The 25,413-nt window shown below is 59.1% G+C and carries 22 protein-coding genes; 11 read left to right on the top strand and 11 right to left on the bottom strand.

Annotated features, from left to right (window positions below):
- Positions 1-35 precede the first annotated feature (35 nt).
- From ACA060_RS26835 to choX, 3 genes are all read right to left on the bottom strand, one after another.
- Positions 36-1,001 (bottom strand): L-carnitine dehydrogenase, encoded by a 966-nt coding sequence (locus tag ACA060_RS26835; protein ID WP_497314179.1) that lies wholly within the window; start codon positions 999-1,001, stop codon positions 36-38.
- Positions 1,002-1,142: 141 nt separating this feature from the next.
- The gene (gene cdhC, locus ACA060_RS26830) at positions 1,143-2,030 is read right to left on the bottom strand and encodes a 3-dehydrocarnitine:acetyl-CoA trimethylamine transferase CdhC (protein WP_017341199.1); all 888 of its coding nucleotides are present in this window, start codon (positions 2,028-2,030) and stop codon (positions 1,143-1,145) included.
- A 75-nt stretch (positions 2,031-2,105) separates the two neighbouring features.
- The gene (gene choX / locus ACA060_RS26825; protein WP_109635461.1) at positions 2,106-3,050 is read right to left on the bottom strand and encodes a choline ABC transporter substrate-binding protein; all 945 of its coding nucleotides are present in this window, start codon (positions 3,048-3,050) and stop codon (positions 2,106-2,108) included.
- Between the two features lie 194 nt (positions 3,051-3,244).
- Here choX and ACA060_RS26820 point away from each other — a divergent pair, with 194 nt between their 5' ends.
- On the top strand, positions 3,245-4,195 hold the full coding sequence (locus tag ACA060_RS26820) for a GlxA family transcriptional regulator (RefSeq protein ID WP_109635460.1): 951 nt from the start codon (positions 3,245-3,247) through the stop codon (positions 4,193-4,195).
- A gap of 58 nt (positions 4,196-4,253) precedes the next feature.
- On the opposite strand, the gene ACA060_RS26815 is transcribed toward ACA060_RS26820, so the two are convergent.
- From ACA060_RS26815 to ACA060_RS26795, 5 genes are all read right to left on the bottom strand, one after another.
- Positions 4,254-7,043: an RHS repeat domain-containing protein gene (locus tag ACA060_RS26815; RefSeq protein WP_497314177.1), complete on the bottom strand. Its 2,790-nt coding sequence runs from the start codon at positions 7,041-7,043 to the stop codon at positions 4,254-4,256.
- A 94-nt stretch (positions 7,044-7,137) separates the two neighbouring features.
- The gene (locus ACA060_RS26810; RefSeq protein WP_497314175.1) at positions 7,138-7,557 is read right to left on the bottom strand and encodes a DUF3010 family protein; all 420 of its coding nucleotides are present in this window, start codon (positions 7,555-7,557) and stop codon (positions 7,138-7,140) included.
- A gap of 32 nt (positions 7,558-7,589) precedes the next feature.
- A complete protein-coding gene (locus ACA060_RS26805; protein WP_027926651.1) occupies positions 7,590-7,913 on the bottom strand; it encodes a helix-turn-helix domain-containing protein in 324 nt (107 codons plus the stop codon).
- The gene (locus ACA060_RS26800; RefSeq protein ID WP_497314173.1) at positions 7,897-8,151 is read right to left on the bottom strand and encodes a type II toxin-antitoxin system RelE family toxin; all 255 of its coding nucleotides are present in this window, start codon (positions 8,149-8,151) and stop codon (positions 7,897-7,899) included. The genes ACA060_RS26805 and ACA060_RS26800 overlap by 17 nt, the downstream gene beginning before the upstream one ends.
- Positions 8,152-8,363: 212 nt before the next feature.
- Positions 8,364-8,765: a lysozyme inhibitor LprI family protein gene (locus tag ACA060_RS26795; protein ID WP_094470273.1), complete on the bottom strand. Its 402-nt coding sequence runs from the start codon at positions 8,763-8,765 to the stop codon at positions 8,364-8,366.
- Positions 8,766-9,002: 237 nt separating this feature from the next.
- On the opposite strand from ACA060_RS26795, the gene ACA060_RS26790 reads away from it, so the two are divergent.
- From ACA060_RS26790 to ACA060_RS26755, 8 genes are all read left to right on the top strand, one after another.
- On the top strand, positions 9,003-9,980 hold the full coding sequence (locus ACA060_RS26790; protein WP_008033250.1) for a dipeptidase: 978 nt from the start codon (positions 9,003-9,005) through the stop codon (positions 9,978-9,980).
- A gap of 79 nt (positions 9,981-10,059) precedes the next feature.
- Positions 10,060-10,590: a DUF5943 domain-containing protein gene (locus ACA060_RS26785; protein ID WP_127881618.1), complete on the top strand. Its 531-nt coding sequence runs from the start codon at positions 10,060-10,062 to the stop codon at positions 10,588-10,590.
- 15 nt (positions 10,591-10,605) lie between these two features.
- Positions 10,606-12,666: a dimethylglycine demethylation protein DgcA gene (dgcA, locus tag ACA060_RS26780; RefSeq protein ID WP_008151900.1), complete on the top strand. Its 2,061-nt coding sequence runs from the start codon at positions 10,606-10,608 to the stop codon at positions 12,664-12,666.
- Positions 12,667-12,828: 162 nt separating this feature from the next.
- Positions 12,829-14,778 carry a dimethylglycine demethylation protein DgcB gene (gene dgcB / locus ACA060_RS26775; RefSeq protein WP_497314171.1) on the top strand — a complete coding sequence of 650 codons (1,950 nt, stop codon included), beginning with the start codon at positions 12,829-12,831 and terminating at the stop codon, positions 14,776-14,778.
- Positions 14,778-15,998: an electron transfer flavoprotein subunit alpha gene (gene etfA / locus ACA060_RS26770; protein WP_497314169.1), complete on the top strand. Its 1,221-nt coding sequence runs from the start codon at positions 14,778-14,780 to the stop codon at positions 15,996-15,998. The genes dgcB and etfA overlap by 1 nt, the downstream gene beginning before the upstream one ends.
- A gap of 15 nt (positions 15,999-16,013) precedes the next feature.
- Entirely contained in the window at positions 16,014-16,784 is a 771-nt protein-coding gene (etfB, locus tag ACA060_RS26765) for an electron transfer flavoprotein subunit beta (RefSeq protein WP_415758825.1), read from the top strand.
- A 161-nt stretch (positions 16,785-16,945) separates the two neighbouring features.
- Positions 16,946-17,512 carry a GNAT family N-acetyltransferase gene (locus ACA060_RS26760; RefSeq protein WP_497314167.1) on the top strand — a complete coding sequence of 189 codons (567 nt, stop codon included), beginning with the start codon at positions 16,946-16,948 and terminating at the stop codon, positions 17,510-17,512.
- A 79-nt stretch (positions 17,513-17,591) separates the two neighbouring features.
- Positions 17,592-18,761: a retropepsin-like aspartic protease gene (locus ACA060_RS26755; protein ID WP_497314165.1), complete on the top strand. Its 1,170-nt coding sequence runs from the start codon at positions 17,592-17,594 to the stop codon at positions 18,759-18,761.
- Positions 18,762-19,443: 682 nt separating this feature from the next.
- Here the strand turns inward: ACA060_RS26755 and gbca are convergent.
- On the bottom strand, positions 19,444-20,739 hold the full coding sequence (gene gbca / locus ACA060_RS26750; RefSeq protein ID WP_109635436.1) for a glycine betaine monooxygenase oxygenase subunit: 1,296 nt from the start codon (positions 20,737-20,739) through the stop codon (positions 19,444-19,446).
- Positions 20,740-21,022: 283 nt separating this feature from the next.
- Between gbca and gbcB the strand changes: the two genes are divergently transcribed.
- Positions 21,023-22,123, top strand: a complete 1,101-nt coding sequence (gbcB, locus tag ACA060_RS26745) for a glycine betaine monooxygenase reductase subunit (protein ID WP_109635434.1) — start codon at positions 21,023-21,025, stop codon at positions 22,121-22,123.
- A 223-nt stretch (positions 22,124-22,346) separates the two neighbouring features.
- Here the strand turns inward: gbcB and ACA060_RS26740 are convergent, their stop codons facing one another.
- On the bottom strand, positions 22,347-23,171 hold the full coding sequence (locus ACA060_RS26740; protein ID WP_497314162.1) for an SDR family oxidoreductase: 825 nt from the start codon (positions 23,169-23,171) through the stop codon (positions 22,347-22,349).
- 254 nt (positions 23,172-23,425) lie between these two features.
- Complete coding sequence (locus tag ACA060_RS26735; RefSeq protein ID WP_497314160.1) at positions 23,426-24,466, bottom strand: threonine aldolase family protein; 1,041 nt, start codon at positions 24,464-24,466, stop codon at positions 23,426-23,428.
- 133 nt (positions 24,467-24,599) lie between these two features.
- Here ACA060_RS26735 and ACA060_RS26730 point away from each other — a divergent pair, with 133 nt between their 5' ends.
- Complete coding sequence (locus ACA060_RS26730) at positions 24,600-25,316, top strand: TraX family protein (RefSeq protein WP_497318358.1); 717 nt, start codon at positions 24,600-24,602, stop codon at positions 25,314-25,316.
- The last annotated feature ends 97 nt before the right edge of the window (positions 25,317-25,413 follow it).

Below are 25,413 nucleotides of genomic sequence, written 5' to 3'. Positions count from 1 at the left end.
GGGTTAGGGTGAGGGGGATCTCAAGCCAAGTGCAATCATTCGCTAAACGCCATCCCATGCTTCTCTTTGGTGGTCTTCACCGCTTCAAGCACCGCCAGCAAGCAATCATCACGATAGCGCTCCAGCGCGGAAATGCTGTGATTGCCCAGCTGTTCACTGGTCCCGTCCACCACATCATCAATCAACTTGTCGGTCAGCTCTGGTGCTGGCAGATACGTCCACGGCAACTGCAACGCCGGACCGAATTGGGCCATGAAGTGGCGCATCCCCGCATCGCCACCCGCCAGGGTGTAGGTCAGGAATGTGCCCATGAACGACCAGCGCAACCCCGCGCCAAAACGGATCGCATCGTCGATTTCGCCAGTGGTTGCCACACCGTCGTTGACCAGGTGCAGCGCCTCGCGCCACAGCGCTTCCAGCAAGCGGTCGGCGATAAACCCTGGCACTTCCTTGCGCACATGCAGCGGACGCATGCCCAGGGATTCATACACTTTCATTGCCGCTTGAATCGCCTCAGGCGCCGTGTTTTTGCCGCCGACCACTTCCACCAATGGCAACAGGTAAACCGGGTTGAACGGGTGCCCGACCACGCAGCGCTCCGGGTGGGTCGAACTCTCATAAAACTCACTCGGCAACAGGCCCGAAGTACTGGAGCCGATCAAGGCGTTGGGCTTGGCAGCGGCGCTGATTTTGCTGTGCAGTTCCAGTTTCAGATCGAGGCGTTCAGGGGCGCTTTCCTGAATGAAGTCTGCGTCTCGAACGCACTCTTCAATGGTCGCGACGAAGCGCAACCGATCCTGCGAGGCACCCGGCGCCAGGCCTTGTTTCTCCAGCGCGCCCCAGGCGTTGGCGACGCGTTTGCGCAGCGCGGCTTCGGCACCGGGCGCCGGGTCCCAGGCGACAACGTCGAGGCCGTGGGCGAGGGCGCGGGACACCCAACCGCTGCCGATGACACCGCTGCCCAGGGCGGCGAAGGTTTTGATATCAGTGATAAAGCTCATGGCGACGTCCTAAAGAGTTCGGTGATCCCTGTGGGAGCTGGCTTGCCTGCGATGACGGTATTCCTGCCGAAGAAGGTGTATCGGTAGTACCGGCGCTATCGCGGGCAAGCCCGCTCCCACAGGGTTAGGTGTAGGTGCGGATCAACCGCGCTTGGTCAGGCCCATTTTTGCCCGGCCTTCCGCCGGGGTCAGAACGCGGGCGCCGAGGCGGCTGAGGATTTCCGAGGCGCGTTCGACCAGTTGGCCGTTGGTCGCCAGCACACCCTTGTCCAGCCAGATGTTGTCTTCCAGACCGACCCGCACGTTGCCGCCGAGCAGCACTGCTTGCGCCGCCATCGGCATTTGCATGCGACCAATCCCGAACCCGGCCCACACAGCGTTCGCCGGCAGGTTGTCGACCATGGCTTTCATGGTGGTGGTGTCGGCCGGGGCGCCCCACGGGATCCCCAGGCAGAGCTGGAACAGCGGGTCGTCGAGCAGGCCTTCCTTGATCAACTGTTTGGCGAACCACAGGTGACCGGTGTCGAAGATTTCCAGCTCGGCCTTCACGCCCAGCTCTTGAATGCGTTTGGCGCCAGCGCGCAGCTGCGCTGGGGTGGACACGTAAATGGTGTCGCCGTCGCCGAAGTTCAGGGTGCCGCAGTCGAGGGTGCAGATTTCCGGCAGCAGCTCTTCAACGTGGGCCAGACGGGTAAGCGGGCCGACCAGATCTGTGTTCGGGCCGAACTCCATCGGGTTCTCACCCGCGCCGATTTCCAGGTCGCCGCCCATGCCGGCGGTGAGGTTGACGATGATGTCGACGTCGGCCTCGCGGATGCGCTCCATCACTTCGCGGTACAGCGCCACGTCACGGCTGAACTTGCCGGTTTCCGGGTTGCGGACGTGGCAGTGAACGACGGTGGCGCCGGCCTTGGCGGCTTCCACGGCGGCAGCGGCGATTTGTTTCGGGGTGACCGGCACGTGTGGGCTCTTGCTGGTCGTGTCGCCAGCACCGGTGAGTGCGCAGGTGATGATGACGTCGTGGTTCATGAGGCGGGTTCCTTGCAGGCGTGATGATTCCGTTCGCAGCCCCGCAGGGCTGCGATGCGGTGGTTCAATCGGGGTTTATTTGCTGGTCAGTTTCAAATTCTCAGCGGCCGGTTTGCCATCGAAGGTGGTTACACCTTCGAGCCAGCGTTGTTTGTCTTGCGGGTGATCTTTGAGCCATTGTTTGGCCGATTCGAAAGCGTCTTTGTGATCCAGCAGCGGCTGCATCATTCGGCTCTCGTCTTCGGCGGTGTAGGTCAGGTTACTCAGCAACTTGCCGATGTTCGGGCATTGCTCGGCGTATTTCGGCGCGGTGACGGTCCAGACCGTGGCCATGCCTTCATTCGGGCCGAGGGCATCTTCGCTGCCGGTGAGATAGGTCATCTGCACGTTGACGTTCATCGGGTGCGGAGCCCAGCCGAAGAACACCACGGCCTCCTTGCGGCGCACTGCGCGATCCACCGCCGCGAGCATGCCGGCCTCACTGGACTCGACCAACTGGAACTTGCCAAGGCCAAACTGGTTCTTGGCGATCATCGCCTTGATCTGGGTGTTGGCGCCCGAGCCTGGCTCGATGCCGTAAATCTTGCCGCCCAGTTCTTTTTCGAACTTGGCGATGTCGGCGAAGGTTTTCAGGCCCTTGTCGGCGAGATACGTCGGTACGGCGAGGGTGGCGCGGGCGTCTTTCAGGCTTGGCGCTTCAAGCACCTTGACCTGATTGGCGTCGACGAAAGGCGTGATGGTCTGAGTCATCAACGGGTTCCAGTAGCCCAGGAACAGGTCCAGGCGCTGGTCGCGGATCCCGGCGAAGATGATTTGCTGGGAGGCGCTGGTTTGTTTGGTGTTGTAGCCGAGGCCATCGAGCAGGACTTGGGTCATGGCACTGGTGGCGATCACGTCGGTCCAGTTCACGACGCCCATGCGTACGTTCTGGCATGAAGCAGGTTCGGCCGCCATGACGCTGGCGCTCAGGAAAGCGGTACCGCTGAGTGCAAGAACACAGCTGCTGATCAGTCGTTTCATCTCAGGTTCCTCGGCAGACGTTATTGTGGGTCCGGGCGTCTTCGTGCGCCGGTGATGACCAAGTTACGCACCAATGCCCCCGTTAAAACGCACTACGGCGACCAGCTCTTGCACTGCAGCGACCTGACCTCTTGAATGCCACTCGCAAGTGGCGTATCAACGTCCACACGCTACCCGTCAACCGAGTGCGCTCCATGTCCCAGGATTTCTACTTCATGTTGATGCCGGGTTTCTCGGCCATCGGGTTTATCTCGGCGATCGAGCCGTTGCGGGTCGCCAATCGCTTTCGCGGCGAGTTGTATCGCTGGCATGTGCTGAGTGCTGACGGCGGCGCCGTTCTGGCCAGTAACGGCATGTCGGTCAACGCCGACGCGGCGCTGGAGCCGCTGAAGAAAGGTGCAACCCTGTTGGTGGTCGCCGGTTTCGAACCGCTGAAATTCGCCACACCCGCGCTGGAACACTGGCTGCGCCGACTGGACAACGAGGGCGTGACCCTCGGCGCCATCGACACCGGTAGCTTCGTCCTCGCCGAAGCCGGCCTGCTCGACGGCCATCGTCTGACCCTGCACTGGGAAGCCATTGACGCGTTCAAGGAGTCCTATCCGCAGCTCAGCGTCACCCAAGAGCTGTTCGAGATCGACCGCCGACGTATCACCTCGGCCGGCGGCACCGCGTCCATCGACCTGATGCTCGACCTCATCGCCCAGTCCCACGGCCCGGAACTGGCGATTCAGGTCAGCGAACAATTCGTGCTCGGCCGCATCCGCCCGCGCAAAGACCACCAGCGCATGGAAGTCGCCACGCGGTATGGCATCAGCAACAAGAAGCTCGTTCACGTTATTGGTGAGATGGAACAGCACAGCGAACCGCCGCTGAGTACGCTGGAATTGGCGGAGTCAATCAAGGTGACACGGCGGCAGCTGGAGCGATTGTTTCGTCTCCATTTAAACGACACGCCAAGCAATTTCTACCTGCGATTACGGTTGGAGAAGGCGCGGCAGTTGCTGCGGCAGACCGACATGAGCGTGCTGGAAGTGAGTATCGCGTGCGGATTTGAGTCGCCGTCGTATTTTACTCGCAGTTATCGGGCCAGGTTTGCGCGGTGTCCGCGGGAGGATCGTAGAGGAACGGCAGCGCAAGCCTAGGCTTCGGCACGCGTGCGGCTCCTCAATAATCCTGAGGCGTGCGGGATAGGCATTTTTTCTAATGCACCACCCGAGGACGTAACGACTGACTCGGTTTCTGTGCCATCAACATTGGAGGCGGCGGTGGCGGCGCAAACGCCGTCGGTTCGGAGCGCGTTTTGCTGGCAAACACGTTGGGGTCCTGGTCATGACTGTCTTCCCCCAACTCACCCGACAAGTAGTCATAAATGGCATTCCCCCACTTAGGTGGCAGAACGCTGACTTGATGCGTCCGGGTGAGGACTCCTCCGCTGCTTTCCGTCACGAATTTATATTTCTGCAGATCTTTTTGATCGACATAACTCAGTCGGTCATTCGAGTCATCATCAACAAGCGGAGTGTTTTGGCTGGACCGTGACATGAAGGTCATGTTGTAGATGCCGCGATTCAGACCGCTACTCAAGGCGAAACCAACCGCGTCTTTTTGATCAAGACCTACACGTTGAGCCAGCTGCGTATGACTTGGGTTCTCGCCACCGCCCTGATGTGCAATTGGCGGGTTAGGTACTTTGCCCAGGCGGGTGTGGGTGACGAAGGATTCGGTTCGGGTTCGATTGGTGGGCGGCAGGCTACGAGCGTTTGACTCCAGTGGGGAAAAGTAAATATCTCCTGTGTAGACATTGGCGATCGCCGTAAATGCTGTTCCAGGACCGGCGTTTTTGAACGTTTCGCGGCTCATGTTATCGAGCTTGAACTGTTTGGGCAGGCTGATCTGATGCACGATTGTTCCCGTTAACATTGCCCCTTTGCCTTTGGATAATTGAATAGTCTCGATTTGCTCGGGGGTCATATCGCTCGGCAACTTGATATCGTCCGGTCCATCGCCATTGATGACCGATTGCGCCCCTGTGAAGTCTTTGTAGGTAACGGGGTTGTTCCTACAAAACCGGAAGTGGTTCAGACCGTCGACTGACCCCGCAGGGTCAGGATTAATCCAGCGAAACAGCCAAGGGGCGTAGTACCGATACCCGTAGTAGACCAACCCGCTGGTATCCCGTGTTTTACCACTGTAGTGAATACTTTTGTGCCTGGACTCGACGTCACTGCGGGCAGCCCACCACGCCGTACCGCCAAACGCGTAATAGCCTTCTTGCGTCAGCAAGCCTGCCTCTTCGTCCACCTCAAGAGTGCAGGAACCTTGATGGTCAACCAGGTTGTAGCGAATCTGATTGTTAGCCATGCCTTCCGGCGGGTCAGTGAGCCAGTGCAGCGACTGTACCCGGCTGTGGCTCGCTTCGATATTGACGACATGACGGGTTTCTCCGTCAGGGTCGTAATGAATATCCAGCCCCGGCAAAAAACGAACTTCGGCTGTTCGCATCAAGGCGCTGGTCTTGGTGTGTATGACTTTGCGTAATCGTTGGCCGTCGCTGTCATACCAATAGGATTCAGTGTCGCTCTGTTCTTGTCGACGGGCGACTTGAATGACTTCAGTCAGTCTATTACGGGCGTCCCATCGCATTTTTTCCGCCCCTGGCGACAACATCAGCAGGTTGCCATTACTGTCGAAGCTGCCCGTGAAATCAGGTTCACCCACGTCAGGTTTTTTCAGGCTGCGATTGCTTGCGGGGTCAATGGCCATTTCGACGGTGTAGGGGTGACTTCCTGCATGGCAAAGGGTTTTCAGGTTTCCCGCCGGGTCGTAGGTAAATGTCTGCTTGTAGTTGCCCATTCGAGTGGGATCGATAGTCGGTTTATGCAATTCGGGAAGGGCCGGACCCTGAGCATTGGGTACGGATTCGCGACCTGTGGCTTCGATCAGTTGATAGAGGGTGTCGTATTTGAACGTGCTGACAGCCGCGGTCCGCTGGTTTCGGAAGTAACGCGTCGGTTGTGCCAGGTCCTGGATTTCGCAGATATTGCCGACTCGGTCGTAGCGATAGAAACAATTTTGAAAGTCGTGATCCGGACCCGCGACAGTGTATTGAATCAATCGGTCGGATTCGGGTTCATACAGGCGAGTCGTCTGTACGCCGTTACCTGTCGTCTCCTTTTCTACCTTGCCTGTTGCGCTGTAAGTGATGTGGCTAAGCAATGTTTTGACGGGTAGATTCGGGCGTTTTAGCTGAACCTTTTGAAGTTGTCCTGCGACGTCGTAGAGCCTTATCTGCTGATTGTTTCGCGCATCGGTCTGATTCAGTACGGCACCCAGAGCGTTGTATTTCTTGCGAGTGATGTTTGATTCAATTTCGAGCCTTGTGGTGTTTTCATCCGGGTTGGATGACCAGTCTGGTGTCTGCAAGTCGCTCGAGAACCGTCTGGTTTCGCTCAGTCTCCGACCCTGTATGTCGAACTCCGCAATCTCAAGATGTCCTGCTGAATCAAATTGGCTTATCAGTTGACCGCATTGATTGTGTCGAGCATGTTCGGGGCGACTATCGGCATAGATCAGTCGCTCGGTCACAGAGGGCGCTTCATTTTGGAGGTGTTCCGTCACTTCAGTTCGGCGCAGCAGTCCGTCGTACTTGATCTGTTGCTGACTATGACGACCATCCCACGCGCGCAGGAGTTGATGGGCGGGGCCCAGAAGCAGCAAGCGCCAGCCGCAATCAACGCTCCTTGTGAGTATTGGTTGGGCTGACAACGTGAAAATGGTCGAGAGGTTCGGCCCCCTCCCGTTTTCCAGAAGCCTGGAATCCCATTGTGAATTCAAGCGTCCGTGTGCATTGAACTCCTGGCGAGAGATGCGTGCCTGAGCGAGACCGGAATCACGACGCTCATAAGCCACGGTCCTGATGGTCAGGCCGCGCGGATCGTTCCCCCAGAGCAGGGGGGTATTGTGATGAATGTTGGCCGTCGAATCGCTCATCATTGGTCTGGAGCATCTGACTAGAATCCAGACCTATGCTTACGTCATTCGAAGTTCCCGTCTACTGTCAGAAATTACAGGTGGACACCGCTGTCTACCGGCTTTTCATCAACATTGAACAGGCGGCTTTGAAGGCTTCATGCTGATACTTGTTCAGCGTCTCCGGCAGCGCAAAGTCAAACTTCTTGTTCTGCGCATTAATCGTCTGCGGCGACAGCAACGTCACCTCGCAACTCTCCAGCAACTGAAAAACGCCCTCGATCTTGAACGTGGTCGGCCCACCGGCAAATTCACCTTTCTTGCTTCGCTTCTTGATCGTGATCCGGTCGATGGAATTCTCACGCACAAACGACGCCACCTGAGCGGCAAAGACTTTGACGTTGGCGGCTTCGTCGTCATCGTCGAGGGCGATTTTCTTGGTGGCCAGGGCGACGTGGCTCAGCGTCTGACCGTCAAGAGAGGCCACGGCGATGATCGCTTCGCTGCCTTTGATTTCGATGCCGCAGATTTTCATTTCGATCCCTTTCACAAATGGTGGTGTGCAGCCTACAGCTCAAGTTGATTGGCCGTGATGCCAAACGCCGCGGCAATTTTCTCGCGGGTGGCCTTGCGAGGCTTCGCGACCGTCTCTTGCTGGGCAAAAGCAGGTTGAGAAATGCCCATGCGTTTGGCCACTTCGTCCTGGGTAAGGTTCAGATGTTCACGCCAGGCACGTATCGGAGTCGCGCCGTCGACAATACGGCTGACCACTTCATGGGGAATCAGATCGGGCTCAATCTTCTGCGCCACATATTGCGCGTAGGGAATGACTACAAACGCAGGATTCCCCTCTGCGTCGTTGATGATTTGAACGTCAGTAGGTGCGTTCATCGCGTTTTTTGACCTCTTGAATACTGACCACTTTGATTGCGCCATCCCAGTCGAACATGACTCGATAGTTACCCACTCGAAGTCGATAGGCGTAGTCATGGCCGACCAGTGCTTTGACATTGCTTATATCAGGCATGTCAGTTAGCACCGTGACGGCATCACGAACCTGGATCTGGTGAGCGGAATGCAATTTCAGAAGCTGCTTAACGGCCTTTCGAGTCCAGTGAATGCTGTTCATGGGAGAATATAAGTCTTTTATAAGATTTTCCAATCTTTACTTATAACTCTCAGTCGGCCAATTAACGAAGCGTGTCGGGATGTTGCCCGGGCTACAGGGTCTGCTGCGAGGTGCTGGGAGTGCTGTCGGCTAAGTCGGCGATGTTTGTAGGAAACAGCATTTCTGAGGATCGAAAGCCGGAGACGGTGCCAGCGTCCGACGGAAATTCAGGATCACTCCTGCCCAATCGACTCCAAAAACTCCGACCGCTCATCACTCATCCGCGCCACGCAATCATTCTGCGCAATAGTGAACGCCTTGCTACCGCTGGTCGCCGGAAACGCTTCTACCGCGCAATCCGCATCCCGGGTCTTCAGCCATTGCTGCTGCGCAGCCTTGAGCTTGGCGGTGATGTCGGTCAGTTGCGCCGGGTTCTTGCCGTAGGCCGTCTGCATGCGCTCGTTCAGGCTTTGGTAGTTGTCTTTGAGCAGGTCTTCGGCGGTGGTTCTGCTGTAGGCGGAGCACTCCAGGGTCTGGACGTCGTTTTCGACCTTGTCGCAGGGGTTGTCGTCAGCCTCTTCAGCCGCGTGTACGCCGGTCGCTATCAGTGCCAAAGCCAGGAAGATCGTTCTCATTGCGACGCAGCCCCTATTTTTTCAGTTCCAATTCAGTAATGCAGCGAATTCTGGCCCAAGCAGCGGCCCTTGAACAGGTGGGCGATTGCGTCCATCAACGACCCTTTGTCGCGGATTGACGCTTTCGGCAAACCCCCTGTCGTTTTTGCACCCGGCTGCCCCGGTCCTCAGGCATATGCTGGCCCCAAAGCGCCGGCACACGATTCGGCGCATGAATCGCTAATAGGGGACAGCCTGATGAGCCCAGCCGAATTGCACGCCGACAGCATCGTTATCGACGGGCTGATTATTGCCAAGTGGAACCGTGAGCTGTTCGAAGACATGCGCAAGGGCGGCCTGACCGCAGCCAACTGCACCGTGTCGGTGTGGGAGGGCTTCCAGGCCACCGTCAACAACATCGCCGCCAGCCAGAAACTGATCCGCGAGAACAGCGACCTGGTGATTCCGGTGCGCACCACCGCCGATATCCGCAAGGCCAAGGAGCAGGGCAAGACCGGCATCCTCTTCGGCTTCCAGAATGCCCACGCGTTTGAAGACCAGATTGGCTACGTCGAGGTGTTCAAACAGCTCGGCGTCGGTATCGTGCAGATGTGCTACAACACCCAGAACCTGGTCGGTACCGGCTGCTACGAGCGTGATGGCGGCCTGTCGGGTTTCGGTCGCGAGATCGTTGCCGAGATGAACCGCGTCGGCGTCATGTGCGACCTGTCCCACGTCGGCTCGAAAACCTCCGAAGAAGTCATTCTCGAATCGAAAAAACCGGTGTGCTACTCCCACTGCCTGCCGTCGGGTCTGAAAATCCACCCGCGCAACAAGTCCGATGAAGAGCTGAAGTTCATCGCCGATCACGGCGGTTTCGTCGGTGTGACCATGTTTGCGCCGTTCCTGGCCAAGGGCATCGATTCGACCATCGACGACTACGCCGAAGCTATCGAATACACCATGAATATTGTCGGCGAAGACGCCATCGGCATCGGCACCGACTTCACCCAGGGCCATGGCCAGGACTTCTTCGAATACCTGACCCATGACAAGGGCTACGCACGCCGCCTGACCAGCTTCGGCAAGATCATCAACCCGCTGGGCATCCGCACCGTCGGCGAGTTCCCGAACCTGACCGAAACCCTGCTCAAACGCGGCCACTCCGAGCGCGTGGTCCGTAAGATCATGGGCGAGAACTGGGTCAACGTCTTGAAAGACGTTTGGGGCGAATAAGCCGCCGCACCTGACGAATCCTTTCCCCCGGCCATCCGCGCCGGGGGCAACACCCAAATTTTTCTGGAGTTAAGTTTCCATGGCCAAGATCGCCCCGCAATTGCCAATCGAAGTCGACAGCGAAACCGGTGTCTGGACCTCCGACGCCCTGCCGATGCTGTACGTACCGCGTCATTTCTTCGTCAACAACCACATGGGCATCGAGGAAGTGCTGGGCGCCGACGCCTACGCCGAGATCCTTTACAAGGCCGGCTACAAATCCGCCTGGCACTGGTGTGAAAAAGAAGCCGAATGCCACGGCCTGGAAGGCGTCGCGGTGTTCGAGCATTACATGAAGCGTCTGTCGCAGCGCGGCTGGGGTCTGTTCAAGATCCAGGACATCGACCTCGACAAAGGCACTGCCAGCGTCAAGCTCGAACACTCGGCGTTCGTCTACGTGTACGGCAAGGTCGGGCGCAAGGTCGATTACATGTTCACTGGCTGGTTTGCCGGTGCCATGGACCAGATTCTGCAGGCCCGCGGCAGCAAGATCCACACCGTTGCCGAACAAGTCTACGGTGGCTCCGAAGAAGGCCACGACGACGGTTTGTTCACCGTCAAGCCGTTGTAAGTCGAGGAACCCGCCATGGCTTTCGAAGCAATGTTCCAGCCGATCCAGATCGGCAAACTGACCATCCGCAACCGCGTGCTCAGCACCGCGCACGCCGAGGTCTACGCGACCGACGGCGGCATGACCACCGACCGGTACGTCAAGTATTACGAAGAGAAAGCCAAGGGCGGGATCGGCCTGGCGATTTGCGGCGGTTCCTCCAGCGTGGCCATCGACAGCCCGCAAGGCTGGTGGAAGTCGGTCAACCTGGCCGACGACCGGATCATTCCGCACTTCCAGAACCTGGCCGATGCCATGCACAAGCATGGCGCCAAGATCATGATCCAGATTACCCACATGGGCCGTCGTTCCCGTTGGGACGGCGAGCATTGGCCAACCCTGCTGTCGCCGTCGGGCATCCGTGAACCGGTGCACCGTGCGACCTGCAAAACCATCGAGCCGGAAGAAATCTGGCGGGTGATCGGCAACTACGCCAGCGCTGCTGCACGGGCCAAGGCCGGCGGCCTGGACGGCGTTGAATTGTCCGCAGTGCACCAGCACATGATCGACCAGTTCTGGAGCCCACGGGTCAACAAACGTACCGACGAATGGGGCGGCAGCTTCGAGAACCGCATGCGTTTCGGCCTGGAAGTGATCAAGGCTGTACGGGCTGAAGTCGGCCCGGATTTCTGCGTCGGCATCCGTCTGTGCGGTGATGAATTCCACCCGGACGGCTTGTCCCACGAGGACATGAAGCAGATCGCCAAGTACTACGACGACACCGGCATGATCGACTTCATCGGTGTGGTGGGTTCGGGTTGCGACACTCACAACACCCTGGCCAACGTTATCCCGAACATGAGTTATCCACCGGAGCCATTCCTGCATTTGGCGGCCGGTATCAAGGAAGTGGTGAAGGCTCCTGTCCTGCACGCGCAGAACATCAAGGACCCGAACCAGGCAACCCGCATTCTGGAAGGCGGCTACGTGGACATGGTCGGCATGACCCGCGCCCACATCGCCGACCCGCATTTGATCGCCAAGATCAAAATGGGCCAGGTCGACCAGATCAAACAATGTGTCGGCGCCAACTACTGCATCGACCGTCAGTACCAGGGCCTGGACGTGTTGTGCATCCAGAACGCCGCGACGTCCCGTGAATACATGGGCGTGCCGCACATCATCGAAAAGTCGACCGGTGTGAAGCGCAAAGTCGTGGTGGTCGGTGCCGGTCCTGCCGGGATGGAAGCTGCGCGTGTGTCAGCTGAACGTGGCCACGACGTGACCCTGTTCGAGAAGAAAGAATTCATCGGCGGGCAGATCACTACCGCTTCGAAAGCCCCGCAACGGGACCAGATCGCCGGTATCACTCGCTGGTTCCAACTGGAACTGGCACGTCTGAAGGTTGATTTGCGCTTGGGTGTGGCCGCCGATGCGGCAACCATTCTCGACCTGCGTCCGGACGTGGTAGTGCTCGCCGTCGGCGGCCATCCATTCCTGGAGCAGAACGAACACTGGGGCGCGGCTGAAGGCCTGGTGGTCAGCAGCTGGGACATCCTCGATGGCAAGGTCGCACCGGGCAAGAACGTGCTGGTCTACGACACCATTTGCGAGTTCACCGGGATGTCCACTGCGGACTTCCTCGCCGACAAGGGCAGCCAGGTCGAGATTGTCACTGACGACATCAAGCCGGGCGTGGCGATTGGCGGTACGTCGTTCCCGACTTACTACCGCAGCATGTACCCCAAAGAAGTAATCATGACCGGGGACATGATGCTGGAGAAGGTCTACCGCGAAGGCGACAAGCTGGTGGCGGTGCTGGAAAACGAATATACCGGCGCCAAAGAGGAGCGGGTGGTGGACCAGGTCGTCGTCGAAAACGGCGTGCGTCCGGACGAAGAAATCTACTACGCCATGAAGGAAGGCTCGCGCAACAAAGGCCAGATGGACATCGAAGCCCTGTTCGCGATCAAGCCGCAACCTTCGCTGAGCCAGGCGGGCGACGGCTACTTGCTGTTCCGCATCGGCGACTGCGTGGCACAGCGCAACACCCACGCGGCGATCTATGACGCGCTGCGGTTGTGCAAAGACTTCTAACGGCTTGCACATGACCCTGTGGGAGCGGGCTTGCCCGCGATAGCGGTGGGTCAGTCAATGCAGATGTGACTGACAAAATGCAATCGCGGGCAAGCCCGCTCCCACAGGAACCGAGTCAGGCATCTCGACCTGCAAGACCCCGAGGTCTTTGGGAGCTCCACCATGTTGAACACCCTTCTTCCAATCCTGTTGTTCGCTGCCCTGGGCCTCGCTGTCCTCGGCGCGTTGCGGCGGGTGGCTATGTGGCGCCGAGGCCGGGCTTCGAAAGTCGACCTGATCGGCGGCCTGTTCGCCATGCCCAAGCGCTACATGGTCGACTTGCACCATGTCGTGGCACGGGACAAATACATCGCCAACACCCACGTGGCCACGGCCGGTGGCGCGGTGGCGTCCATCGTGCTGGCGATTCTGGTTCACGGTTTTGGCCTGCATAACCGCATCCTCGGCTACGCGCTGTTGTTGATGACGGTGGTGATGTTCGTCGGTGCGATCTTTGTGTATCTGCGTCGTCGCAACCCACCGGCGCGCCTGTCCAAAGGGCCGTGGATGCGCCTGCCGAAAAGCCTGTTGGCGTTCTCGGCGAGTTTCTTCCTGTTGACCCTGCCAGTCGCTGGCATCCTTCCGGAAAACTTCGGTGGTTGGGTAGTAGCAGCGATCCTCGGCGTCGGTGTGCTGTGGGGCGTTAGCGAACTTTTCTTCGGCATGACCTGGGGCGGGCCGATGAAGCACGCCTTCGCCGGTGCCCTGCACCTGGCCTGGCACCGTCGCGCCGAACGCTTTGGCGGTGGTCGTTCCACCGGATTGAAACCGCTGGACCTGAACGATCCGAACGCACCGCTGGGGGTGGAAAAACCCAAGGATTTCACCTGGAACCAACTGCTCGGCTTCGACGCCTGTGTGCAGTGCGGTAAATGTGAAGCCGCGTGCCCGGCATTCGCCGCCGGCCAGCCGCTGAACCCGAAAAAACTGATTCAGGACATGGTCGTCGGCCTGGCCGGTGGCACCGACGCCAAGTTCGCCGGTAGTCCGTATCCGGGCAAAGCCATCGGTGAACACGCCGGCAATCCGCATCAACCGATCGTTAACGGTCTGGTAGACGCCGAAACGCTGTGGTCCTGCACCACTTGCCGTGCCTGCGTCGAGGAGTGCCCGATGATGATTGAGCACGTCGATGCCATCGTCGACATGCGCCGCCATCTGACCCTGGAAAAAGGCGCGACCCCGAACAAGGGCGCCGAAGTCCTGGAAAACCTGATTGCCACCGATAACCCGGGCGGTTTCGCCCCGGGCGGGCGGATGAACTGGGCGGCGGACTTGAACCTCAATCTGATGAGCGAGAAGAAATCCGTCGACGTGCTGTTCTGGGTCGGCGACGGTGCCTTCGACATGCGCAACCAGCGCACCTTGCGCGCCTTCGTCAAAGTGCTGAAAGCGGCCAAGGTCGACTTCGCGGTCCTCGGTCTTGAAGAGCGTGACAGCGGTGACGTGGCCCGACGCCTGGGCGACGAAGCCACCTTCCAGTTGTTGGCCAAGCGCAACATCCAGACCCTGGCCAAATACAACTTCAACCGCATCGTCACCTGCGATCCGCACAGCTTCCACGTGCTGAAAAACGAGTACGGCGCCTTCGACGGCAACTACCTCGTGCAGCACCACAGCACCTACATGGCAGAAATCATCGGCGCTGGCGCCTTGAACCTTGGCCAGCACAAAGGCAGCAGCGTGACCTATCACGACCCGTGCTACCTCGGCCGCTACAACGGCGAATACGAGGCGCCGCGTGAAGTGCTGCGCGCCCTCGGGATTGAAGTGAAAGAGATGCAACGCTCCGGTTTCCGCTCGCGCTGCTGCGGTGGGGGTGGCGGTGCGCCGATTACCGACATTCCGGGCAAGCAACGGATCCCCGACATGCGCATGGAAGACATCCGCGAAACCGGTGCCGAACTGGTGGCCGTGGGTTGTCCACAGTGCACCGCGATGCTCGAAGGCGTGGTCGAACCGCGACCGCTGATCAAGGACATCGCCGAACTGGTGGCCGACGCGTTGCTCGAAGATGCCGCGCCAAGCAAGCCGACCACACCGGCCCAACGTGAACCTGCGGAGGCCCACTGATGAGCGACATTATCCGCCGCGACCCCCGCGCCGAATGGATTGCCCGCAACCGCCTGCACCCGCTGCACGCGGCCATGCAACCGGCTCAACACAGCTGGATGGGCCCCAACGGCGTCATCCGCAAGAACCTGCACGGCATTGGTTTTATCGGCCCCAACGGCATCAAACGGATTGACCGCAGCGGCGCTCAACAGGGCGGGGCGACCAAACGTTCGGCCGCCGTTGAAGTGCAATTGCCGCTGCATCAAGTGCCTGCACCTGCGTTTTACATCAGCGTGGTGCCAGATATGGTCGGTGGCCGCCTGAGCAGCCACGACCGCGATTTGCTCGGCTTGGCCCATCAACTGGCCGGCAAGGACGGCGCGGTATTGGCCGTGGTCTTCGGCGAACACAAGGAAAACGCTTTCGCCACTGCTGGCGTCGATCGCTTGCTAGTGTTGGAAGGCGACGAATTCAGCGGTTATGCACCGGAACAAAGGGTCCAGGGCCTGCGGGCTGTGGATAACCAGTTCAGCCCGCGTCATTGGCTACTGCCGGACAGCCGCAGCGGCGGTGGTGAATTGGGTCGACGCTTTGCCGCTGCACTGGGCGAACGCCCTGCCACACGGGTCTGGCAGGTCAAGGATCAGGAATGCATCGGCCGCGCCGGCGCTGGGTTACAAGACCTTGCACGCCCGGTCGCACGCCTGATTCTGGCCGCCGTCGAATGCGCCGAACCCGTCAGCGAAACCCGTCACGAAGCGTTGCCAGTGGAGTTATCCACAGCCGTCGCACGCAGCTTGTCGCGTATCGAAGATTTGGGCGCAGTGGCAGTGGACCCGGCGGCGATTCCGATGGCCGAAGCCGAGTTCATCTTCTCTGGCGGCAACGGGGTCAAGGACTGGGGACTTTTCCACAAGACCGCCGAAGCGCTGGGCGCCACCGAAGGTGCGTCCCGAGTGGCGGTGGACGATGGCTTCATGGCCCGCGACCGTCAGGTCGGTGCGTCCGGCACCTGGGTTACCGCACGGGTTTACGTGGCGGTGGGGATTTCCGGGGCGATCCAGCACCTGCAAGGCATAGGTGCCTGCGACAAGGTGGTGGCGATCAACCTCGATCCGGGGTGCGACATGATCAAACGGGCCGACCTGTCGGTGATCGGCGAGAGCGCCGAGATTCTTCAAGCCTTGATTGCGGCGGTAGAGGCTTACCGCAACGAAGCCAAGCGCGATGCGGCTTAAGGAAAGGAAAGGGTTATGAGCACGAAAATCATCAGCCTGGTGTCCATCGGCGCCCACCCGACCTCCGGCCGGCCACGTCGCGCGGAGCAGGATGCGCGGGCGGTGGAACTGGGTCTGCAACTGGCTGGGGATAACTTGCAAGTGCTGCATGCCGGTGATGTCGCGGAACCGGCGCTGCGCGCTTATCTGGGCATGGGCCTGGAACAACTGCATGTGCTCGAACAGCCGGAAGGCGCCGATGCATTGCCGGCCTTGACCGCGTATTTGCGTGACGCCGGGGCTCAGGTCGTGCTGACCGGTAGCCAGGCGGAAACCGGTGAAGGCTCGGGCATGTTGCCGTTCCTGCTGGCGGAAAATCTGGGCTGGCCGCTGGTAGTCGGGCTGGCTCAAGTTGAATCCATCGATGGTAATTCAGCACTGGTGCTGCAAGCCTTGCCGCGCGGTCAGCGCCGTCGCCTGAAAGTACGGCTGCCGTTTCTGGCGACTGTGGATAACGCCGCGCCGAAGCCTCGGCAGAGCGCTTACGGCCCGGCGCGGCGCGGGGTGTTGCAGGCGGACGAGGTTGAAGTCATCGACGATGAACTACTGGCCGTCGCCACCCTGCAACCGGCCAAACCACGGCCCAAACGCTTGAAGGTGATCAAGGCCAAGAGCGGCGCCGACCGGATGAAAGCCGCGACGGCCAAGGCCAGTGGTGGCGGTGGGCAAGTGCTCAAGGGCGTGACGGCGCAGGCCGGTGCCGAAGCCATTCTCAAGTTGCTGATCGAAGAAGGCGTGGTTCGCTAACCGAAAATCAGCACATAACCAATGTAGGAGCGAGCCTGCTCGCGAAAGCGGTGGGTCAGTCAACATCCCTGCGGCTGAACGACCGCTTTCGCGAGCAGGCTCGCTCCTACAGGGGGCGGTGTTCCACAGGGGCCGGTGTCACCGACATTTATGGGGAAACAATGACCGTTGAATTCCGTTCGGCAGTGCGCGCCGATGCGCGAGAGATTGCGCGTCTGTTTCAAATCACCTCGGAGGGGGCTGCCGATTACATCTGGAGCCAACTGGCCCAGCCCGGTCAGGATCTGCTGGACGTCGGCGCCATTCGTTACGCCCGTGACGATGTCGATTTCTCTTGGCAGAACTGCCTGATTGCCGAGGCCGATGGCAACGTCATCGGCATGATGCACAGCTACGTGATGCGTCACGATCCGCTGGCAGAGCCGACGACCGATCCGGTCCTGGCGCCGTACGCGAAGATGGAAATCCCCGACACCCTCTACATTTCCAGCCTGGCGCTGCATGAGGGCTGGCGCAACCTGGGCCTGGGCAAGCAATTCCTCGCCTATGCCTACGACCGTGCCAACCAGCTCGGGCTCAATGGCTTGAGCCTGATCGACTATGCCGCCAACACCGGCGCTCGCCGCTTCTACGAGCGACATGGCTTCCGCATCGTCGATACCTGCCAGATCACGCCCCACCCGATGATTCGGGTCACGGGTGAGGCCTACCTGATGTATCGGCCCTAGTGAGCTACATTTCTCTATGAGCGGCCCGATCGGGCAGCAGCGCTAATTCATACAACGCGTTTTCAACAATGGGTTGAACATGAACGCGGTCAGTCGACGTGAGACATGTCTGATCTGTGCCGTGATGGTGTTGCTGGTTGTGTCCCCGCGTTTGACGGCCGAGACCGGCAAAGAACCCGATTTTTATCAATGGCTGGCGTCGGAACCGGGACGAAAAGCCTCACTGGCGCAGATGAAGCAGCAGTGCGACAAGGTGTTGGCGGCTGATGAAAACCTCAATTGTTCAGTGACCGTGCTTGCCCGAATCTTCGAGGTCAAAGCCGCCAACCAGCTTCCCGATTACTATCTGGCGATCAAACGTCGTCATGCCCGGGCCATCGCCAACGACCCTGAACTCAAGGGGTTGTTTTCCATGTTCGGCAACAAGTCGATCGCGACCTTGCGCACGGTCGGCGATTTTTCCGTGGAAAGAACCCAGCGCCGCGAAGTCCTCGCGATTTACCCTTACCCCACTGACGATTACGTGTCTGACGAAGTGCTGCCCTATATCGATGTCACAGCGGCCAATGGCTTCACGTCACGCTTCATCCTGGACACCGGAGCCCCTCAAACCCGCGTCAACGCCGACACCGCGAAGCTGATGGGGATCACGTTGTTAACCGACTCCCACTACGGCTACAGCACGTTTTACGGTGAGCGCGACCTGTCGGCCAAACTTGGGATCCTCAAGTCATTGAAGATCGGCGCAAGCGAGTTCAGGAATGTGCTGGTGTTTGTCAGTGACCGGGACAACCTGTTGGGTCTGGACCTGATAGGCAAGTTGGGGCGCCTGAAAGTCACGAAGAAAACCCTTGAGTTCAACGCCCGACCTCCCACTCGATGTGATTCACCGATCACCTATACGCGCATGGACATCAATCAACGATTGACCATTGCGGCACGGCTGGATCGTCGGGCAACCCTGGGGATTATCGACACCGGCAACGTGGATTACCTGACGTCCGCCGCGCCGGGCAACTCTCCCGTTCACGTCGCCGCGAGGCCCAACTACCAAACCTTTCAGGGCGAGTTGAATTTGTCAGGCAGTACCGCGCCGGTCACTTATAAACACTACCCGAGCTTCACGATTCCTCCGTCGTTATTGGCGGGGCGCTACGTGCCTTCGATCTTATTCGGGTGGCGCGCATTCGATGACTATGAGGTCCATCTGGACATCGACTCTGGTTTATCGTGTTTCAACAGGCTCTGAGCGGTTTTACCCACAATCCCTGTTAGCGCTTCTGTGGATAACATGTTTGCCCTTCGCTACACCCCATGCAAATCAAGCCCTGCAACCCTTCGTACAAAAAACAACCAGGCTAACTTGCGGTTTTTCCACGCTTTTTCCGGAGGATAACTTTGTACGCCCGCCAATACTTGCCCCCAATCTCTGTTAGCGCATCTGTGGATAAGATGTTCGCTGTCCTCTACAGGCTATATAAACCGGGCTTATTCGGCTGGTGATTAAAAAACGATCAAATCAACGGTTTTGGGTTGTAAACCACTTGCAAACCCTGATATTTCGCGGTTTTCAAGGGTTTTCCACAGATCCGGTAAAGTTGCCCCCAAAGTCTGTTGGCGCTTCTGTGGATAAGGTGTTCGCCATCCGCTGCAAGCCACGTATAACGTGCCTTACAAGCTATAGATCAAAAAACAACCAATCGCTGTTCAAAACCCTGCTTCTGGATAAGTCACGGTTTTTATTCACTTTATGAAGAGAAAGATTTGAGCAAATCCACACTTGTCCCCATTTGCTGTGGGCGAAGGTGTGGATAACTTGTTTGCGAACCTCTACAGCCCCATGCCAGTGGCAGCTCTAAAGCGATTGGTCGAAATTTGAACAATAAAAAAACCGCGAAACATGTTCGCGGTTTTTTGTCTCAGCGGATCGGTCAGCCTTGAACCGGAACCCCTTTGAGGTAAGGCGCAGGTTCCGCGCCCAGATTGTTCAGCAGACGCTCGCTATACCAGTCCACAAAATTCACTACACCAAACTCATAGGTCTTGGAGTAAGGCCCTGGCTGGTACGCCGTGGAGTTGATCCCGCGCTGGTTCTCTTCAGCCAGACGACGGTCCTGGTCGTTGGTCGCATCCCAGACCTGACGCATGCGATCCACGTCGTAATCCACACCTTCAACCGCATCCTTGTGCACGATCCACTTGGTGGTGACCATGGTTTCCTGAGCGCTGATCGGCCACACCGTGAACACGATGATGTGGTCGCCCATGCAGTGGTTCCACGAGTGCGGCAGGTGCAGGATGCGCATCGAGCCCAGGTCCGGGTTCTTGATGCGGCCCATGAGTTTGGCGCAGCCCTGTTTGCCGTCGAGGGTCATCGACACGGTGCCTTTGAGCAGCGGCATGCGCACGATGCGGTTACGCAGGCCGAAGCTGGCGTGGGCGTAAGGGATCTTCTCGGCTTCCCAGGCCGCGGCGGAGGCGGCGACGTGGTCCTTGAAGGCCTGGTCGGCACGCGGGTCGGTAACGTCATCCCATTCCAGCAGGGTTTTCAGCAGCTCCGGGTGCGACGCGTTGCAGTGGTAGCACTCGCGGTTGTTTTCCAGCACCAGTTTCCAGTTGGCCTTTTCCATCAAGGTGGTGGTAATCGCCACCTTGGTGTTCTCCATGTCGTACGGTTCCATGTAATGGTTCAGCGTCGACAGGAAGTCATCAATGGCTGGCGGATTTTCCGACAGGCTGATGAAGATGTAGCCGCCGGCCGTCTTCACGTTCACCGGCTTGAGGCCGTACTGCTTCATGTCGAAGTCGGCGCCCATCTCGGTGCCGGCGAACAACAGGCGACCGTCCAGTTCATACGTCCACTGGTGGTAATGGCAGACCAGCTTGGCGACCTTGCCTTTTTCGCTGGTGCACAGCCGTGAACCGCGGTGGCGACAGACGTTGTGGAACGCATGGATCACGCCTTCGGCACCACGGATCACGATGATCGGGTTCTTGCCGACTTGCAGGGTCAGGTAGTTGCCCTTGGTCGGGATTTCGCAGGCCATGCCGGCGATCAACCACTCTTTCTGGAAGATCTCCTGCATATCGATATCAAACAGCCGCTCGTCAGAGTAAAACGGCTGCGGCAGCGAGAAAGTGCGCTCGCGCTCTTGCAGCATCTGCGCGGTGGCCTTGCGTGCGGGTTCCAGCGGATCGCCCAGGCTGATTTTTGCGGTGACGTCCATCGATTTGATCCTCAAGGCCATTCTGTGTGGCCGGCGAAAGTGGCTAATCAGGTTTGCTACGCAAGGTGTAAAGATTGTGTCTTGGTATGGAGCGAGTGTGGGGCCGGCGCTGGGCAGAACCTTATCCATGGGCGACATGGCCCAATCTGTTCCCGACGCGCAACCCCCGGTAGATGCGGGCTGGTCGCGATAAGTATGTGAATGTCGCAGATAGGTAAATGGGTGGCTCGCGCTATACGCAGAATCGCCAACATAAGGCCGACCATCGGCGGTGGAGAACAGCATGTCCAACAGCTTCCTGAATCCGGTAACCACCCAGACCTGGGCCAACGGTCGACACATCGTCCGTTGCGTCAAAGTCATCCAGGAAACCTGGGATGTGCGCACCTTCTGCTTTATGGCTGACCAGCCGATTCTGTTCTTCTTCAAGCCGGGGCAATTCGTCACCCTGGAGCTGGAAATCGAAGGCGTGCCGATCATGCGCTCCTACACCATTTCCAGCTCGCCGTCGGTGCCGTACAGCTTTTCGGTGACGATCAAGCGCGTGCCGGGCGGCAAGGTCTCGAACTGGCTGCACGACACCTTGCACGAAGGCCAGGAGCTGGCGGTGCACGGGCCGGTCGGGCTGTTCAACGCCATGGACTTCACCGCGCCGAAGGTTTTGTACCTCAGCGGCGGCGTCGGCATCACGCCGGTCATGTCCATGGCGCGCTGGTTCTACGACACCAACGGCAACGTCGACATGGTGTTTATCCACAGCGCCCGTTCGCCCAAAGACATCATTTACCACCGCGAGCTGGAACACATGGCGTCGCGGATCGATAACTTCAGCCTGCACCTGATCTGCGAGAAGCATGGTCTGGGCGAACCGTGGGCCGGTTATCGCGGTTACCTGAACCACAAGATGCTCGAACTGATGTCCCCGGACTTCATGGAGCGCGAAGTGTTCTGCTGCGGCCCGACGCCGTACATGAACGCGGTCAAGCGCATGCTCGAAGCAGTCGGCTTCGACATGTCGCGTTATCACGAGGAATCGTTCGGTGCCACGCCGCCGGAAGCCCGTGCGGATGCGGTGGAACAGGCCGAAATTGCTGCGGACGCGCCGGAAGTCGATCTGGCGGACCTGCATCAAGTCGAATTTATCTCGTCCGGCAAGAGCATTCGCGTGGCACCGGGCGAAACCGTGCATGCGGCGGCGGCCAAGCTCGGCCTGCTGATCCCGAAGGCCTGCGGGATGGGCATTTGCGGCACGTGCAAGGTGTTGAAGCTGGGGGGCGAGGTCGAAATGGACCACAACGGCGGGATTACCGAGGAAGACGAAGCCGAGGGCTACATCCTGTCGTGCTGCAGCGTGCCGAAGGGTGATGTGCGGATCGAGTTTTGATTTGAGGCTGGAAGGTTAATTAACTTCAAGATCCACCCCCTCACCCCAGCCCTCTCCCCAGTGGGGAGAGGGGAAAGGGAGTAGATCTGCGTTGGTTTCAGAGCCTGAGTTCGACTCCGATATTTCAGGTCGATGTAGCTCCAAGAACGCCTCGGTCAGTCCCCTCGCCCCTTTGGGGAGAGGGTTAGGGTGAGGGGCGGATCTAACTGACACCCTAAATCACTCAACCAACAAACAGGTCCGGCATCAGCGGCTCGGTGGTGTCAGGCGCAAACCGATACCTTTCAAAATCCGTCACCCCGTTCTCACCCAGAATTTCCTCATCAATCAGCAACCGCCCGGTGATGCTGCGACCGCTGCTGTCCAGAATGACATGGGCGGCATCCGCCATGATCGCGGGCGTGCGCGCATGTTTGAACGACTCCCGTGAACCCAGCTGAAACTCGATCGCCGCCGTGGCGATCATGGTCTGCGGCCACAGCGAGTTGACGCTGATGCCGTAACTGGCAAATTCCTCGCTCATGCCCACCGTCAGCATGCTCATGCCGTATTTGGTTACGGTGTAGGGGCTGTACTGGGCGAACCATTTGCTCGCCAGATTCAGCGGCGGCGACAGGTTGAGGATGTGGCCGCTGGATTTTTTCAGATAGGGCAAAGCAGCCTGGCTGCACAGGAGAACGGCGCGGGTGTTGATCTGGTGCATCAGGTCGAAGCGTTTGAGCTCGATGTGTTGGACGCCAGTCAACTTGATCGCGCCGGCGTTGTTGATCAGTGCATCGATAGCGCCGAAATGCTCGTTGGCCTGGGCCAGTGCGTCACGCACCGCGACCTCATCGCGCACGTCCACCTGCAAAGCCAACGCCTTGCCGCCCGCCGCTTCAACTTCCTGCGCCACGCTGAAAATCGTCCCCGGCAATTTGGGGTGAGGCGCGGCACTTTTCGCGGCAATCACAATATTGGCCCCGTCCCGCGCGGCCCGCAGCGCGATCTCACGACCAATCCCGCGACTGGCGCCGGTGATGAACAGGGTTTTGCCTTGTAAGGACATGCGTACGCTCCTGGTTATTGTTGTCTGAGCGGAGGGCTCGACAAACAATGTAGACGATGGAGCTGACGCGGGCGGGGGGAGCGGAGGAGCGCCCTTGTGGCGAGGGGATTTATCCCCGTTGGGCTGCGAAGCGGCCCCAAATACTGAGAACGCGGTCTGTCTGGCAGACCGCATTGGCTGGTTTTACGACGGCTGCGCCGCCGAACGGGGATAAATCCCCTCACCACAAGGTATTGGGTTGCTGTTTGAAGGAATCAGTGGGACATGACTTCGCGGATATCCGCCGCGAGTTCACGGACGCGTTCTTCTTCGGTGTCCCACGAGCACATGAAGCGTGCGCCGCCGTTGCCGATGAAGGTGTAGAAGCGCCAGCCCTTGGCCGTCAGCGCGGCGATGGCCGGTTCCGAGAGTTGCAGGAACACGCCGTTGGCCTGCACCGGGAACATCAGTTCCACGCCGGGGATGTCGCTGACCAGTTCCGCCAGCAGTTGCGCGCAATGGTTGGCGTGTTTGGCGTATTTGAGCCAGGCGTCGTTTTCCAGGATCCCGACCCACGGTGCCGACAGGAAACGCATCTTCGAGGCGAGTTGCCCGGCCTGTTTGCAGCGGTAGTCGAAGTCTTCGGCCAGTTTGTGGTTGAAGAACAGGATCGCCTCGCCCACCGCCATGCCGTTTTTCGTGCCGCCGAAGCACAGTACGTCGACGCCGGCTTTCCAGGTCAGGTCCGCTGGCGAGCAACCGAGGAATGCGCAGGCGTTGGAGAAGCGCGCGCCGTCCGTGTGCAGGTTCAGGCCCAGCTCTTTGCAGGTGGCGCTGATGGCGCGGATTTCTTCCGGGGTGTAGACGCTGCCAACTTCGGTGGCCTGGGTCAGGGTCACGACGCGGGGTTTCGGGTAGTGGATGTCCTGGCGCTTGAGGGCGACTTCGCGGATCGATTCCGGGGTCAGCTTGCCGTTTTCTGTGCGGGCAATCAGCAGCTTGGAACCGTTGGAGAAGAATTCCGGCGCGCCGCACTCGTCGGTTTCGACGTGGGCGGTTTCCGAGCAGATCACGCTGTGGTAACTCTGGCACAGCGACGACAGGGCCAGCGAGTTGGCCGCGGTGCCGTTGAAGGCGAAGAACACTTCGCAGTCGGTTTCGAACAGTTTGCGGAAATCATCGGACGCGCGAGCGGTCCATTCATCGTCGCCGTAAGCGCGTTGGTGGCCGTGGTTGGCCTGTTCCATGGCAGCCCAGGCTTCAGGGCAGATACCGGAATAGTTGTCGCTGGCGAATTGTTGGCTCTTATCGGTCATGGCCCTGCTTTCCGTGGTCGAGACGCTTATGGTGAAGCGTCTCGTGGTCAATGATGGTGCGCACTTTACCGAAGATCATCCGGGGAGCACACGGGATGCGTCTGACAGAACAATACAAAGACGACGGGCAATTATGCACATGACGCAAAGGGATGGGGCACTGGATCTGCTCAAGTGGCTGGCGCTATTGAGCATGGTGCTCGATCACCTGCGATATATCGGTTATTCCGTCGATCTGCTGTATGTGCCGGGACGGATGGCGTTTCCGTGGTTTTGTCTGGCGATGGCGGCCAACCTGGCGCGGAGCCGCACAGTGACAACCGGCGGCCAGTGGCGATATCTGGGTTGGTTGCTGCTGTTCAGCGCCATCAGTGAAATTCCGTATCGGCTGTTCATACCTGATCCCGACACGTTGAACGTGATGCCTACGTTGGCGCTGGGGTTGTTGGTGGCGCGTGGCTGGCAGGACAGGACGCTGCAATCGCGATTGCTCGCGGTTGGCGCCCTGGTGCTGGCGGTGCTTTTTCCGCAGTGGCTGATGTTCGGTTTTTTCGGCGTGCTGCTGCCGCTGGCGATGCTGCTGGTGATCAGGCGGCCCTGGTATTTCAGCCTGTTGCCGGGGCTGGTGTGCCTGGCGGCCAATCAATGGGAGGTGCTGTTTTACTCCGCGCGTTTCGGTAATGGTGCCGCGATCCTTGGCATCGCTGCTTGTCTGATTGCGCCATTGCTGGGGTTGGTCTTGTTGCGACATGCCAAACATCTCCAGCCTCCGCCGATGCGACGTTGGGCGTATGCGCTTTATCCGCTGCATTTTTTACTTCTGTTACTCGTCCGCCAAATCGTTGCATAACCCTGTGGGAGCTAGCCTGCTAGCGATGAGGTCGTCACAGCCAGCATTGATGTTGCCTGACCCACCGCTATCGCGAGCAGGCTCGCTCCCACAGGGG

This window comes from Pseudomonas sp. LBUM1671, from assembly GCF_059695685.1.
This window is presented reverse-complemented; position numbering and strand designations above follow the sequence as displayed.

Coding starts and splice junctions, on each gene's coding strand:
- ACA060_RS26835 (WP_497314179.1), bottom strand. CDS start 1,001: ATGAGCTTTATCACTGATATCAAAACCTTCGCCGCCCTGGGCAGCGGT.
- cdhC (WP_017341199.1), bottom strand. CDS start 2,030: ATGAACCACGACGTCATCATCACCTGCGCACTCACCGGTGCTGGCGAC.
- choX (WP_109635461.1), bottom strand. CDS start 3,050: ATGAAACGACTGATCAGCAGCTGTGTTCTTGCACTCAGCGGTACCGCT.
- ACA060_RS26820 (WP_109635460.1), top strand. CDS start 3,245: ATGTCCCAGGATTTCTACTTCATGTTGATGCCGGGTTTCTCGGCCATC.
- ACA060_RS26815 (WP_497314177.1), bottom strand. CDS start 7,043: ATGAGCGATTCGACGGCCAACATTCATCACAATACCCCCCTGCTCTGG.
- ACA060_RS26810 (WP_497314175.1), bottom strand. CDS start 7,557: ATGAAAATCTGCGGCATCGAAATCAAAGGCAGCGAAGCGATCATCGCC.
- ACA060_RS26805 (WP_027926651.1), bottom strand. CDS start 7,913: ATGAACGCACCTACTGACGTTCAAATCATCAACGACGCAGAGGGGAAT.
- ACA060_RS26800 (WP_497314173.1), bottom strand. CDS start 8,151: ATGAACAGCATTCACTGGACTCGAAAGGCCGTTAAGCAGCTTCTGAAA.
- ACA060_RS26795 (WP_094470273.1), bottom strand. CDS start 8,765: ATGAGAACGATCTTCCTGGCTTTGGCACTGATAGCGACCGGCGTACAC.
- ACA060_RS26790 (WP_008033250.1), top strand. CDS start 9,003: ATGAGCCCAGCCGAATTGCACGCCGACAGCATCGTTATCGACGGGCTG.
- ACA060_RS26785 (WP_127881618.1), top strand. CDS start 10,060: ATGGCCAAGATCGCCCCGCAATTGCCAATCGAAGTCGACAGCGAAACC.
- dgcA (WP_008151900.1), top strand. CDS start 10,606: ATGGCTTTCGAAGCAATGTTCCAGCCGATCCAGATCGGCAAACTGACC.
- dgcB (WP_497314171.1), top strand. CDS start 12,829: ATGTTGAACACCCTTCTTCCAATCCTGTTGTTCGCTGCCCTGGGCCTC.
- etfA (WP_497314169.1), top strand. CDS start 14,778: ATGAGCGACATTATCCGCCGCGACCCCCGCGCCGAATGGATTGCCCGC.
- etfB (WP_415758825.1), top strand. CDS start 16,014: ATGAGCACGAAAATCATCAGCCTGGTGTCCATCGGCGCCCACCCGACC.
- ACA060_RS26760 (WP_497314167.1), top strand. CDS start 16,946: ATGACCGTTGAATTCCGTTCGGCAGTGCGCGCCGATGCGCGAGAGATT.
- ACA060_RS26755 (WP_497314165.1), top strand. CDS start 17,592: ATGAACGCGGTCAGTCGACGTGAGACATGTCTGATCTGTGCCGTGATG.
- gbca (WP_109635436.1), bottom strand. CDS start 20,739: ATGGACGTCACCGCAAAAATCAGCCTGGGCGATCCGCTGGAACCCGCA.
- gbcB (WP_109635434.1), top strand. CDS start 21,023: ATGTCCAACAGCTTCCTGAATCCGGTAACCACCCAGACCTGGGCCAAC.
- ACA060_RS26740 (WP_497314162.1), bottom strand. CDS start 23,171: ATGTCCTTACAAGGCAAAACCCTGTTCATCACCGGCGCCAGTCGCGGG.
- ACA060_RS26735 (WP_497314160.1), bottom strand. CDS start 24,466: ATGACCGATAAGAGCCAACAATTCGCCAGCGACAACTATTCCGGTATC.
- ACA060_RS26730 (WP_497318358.1), top strand. CDS start 24,600: ATGCACATGACGCAAAGGGATGGGGCACTGGATCTGCTCAAGTGGCTG.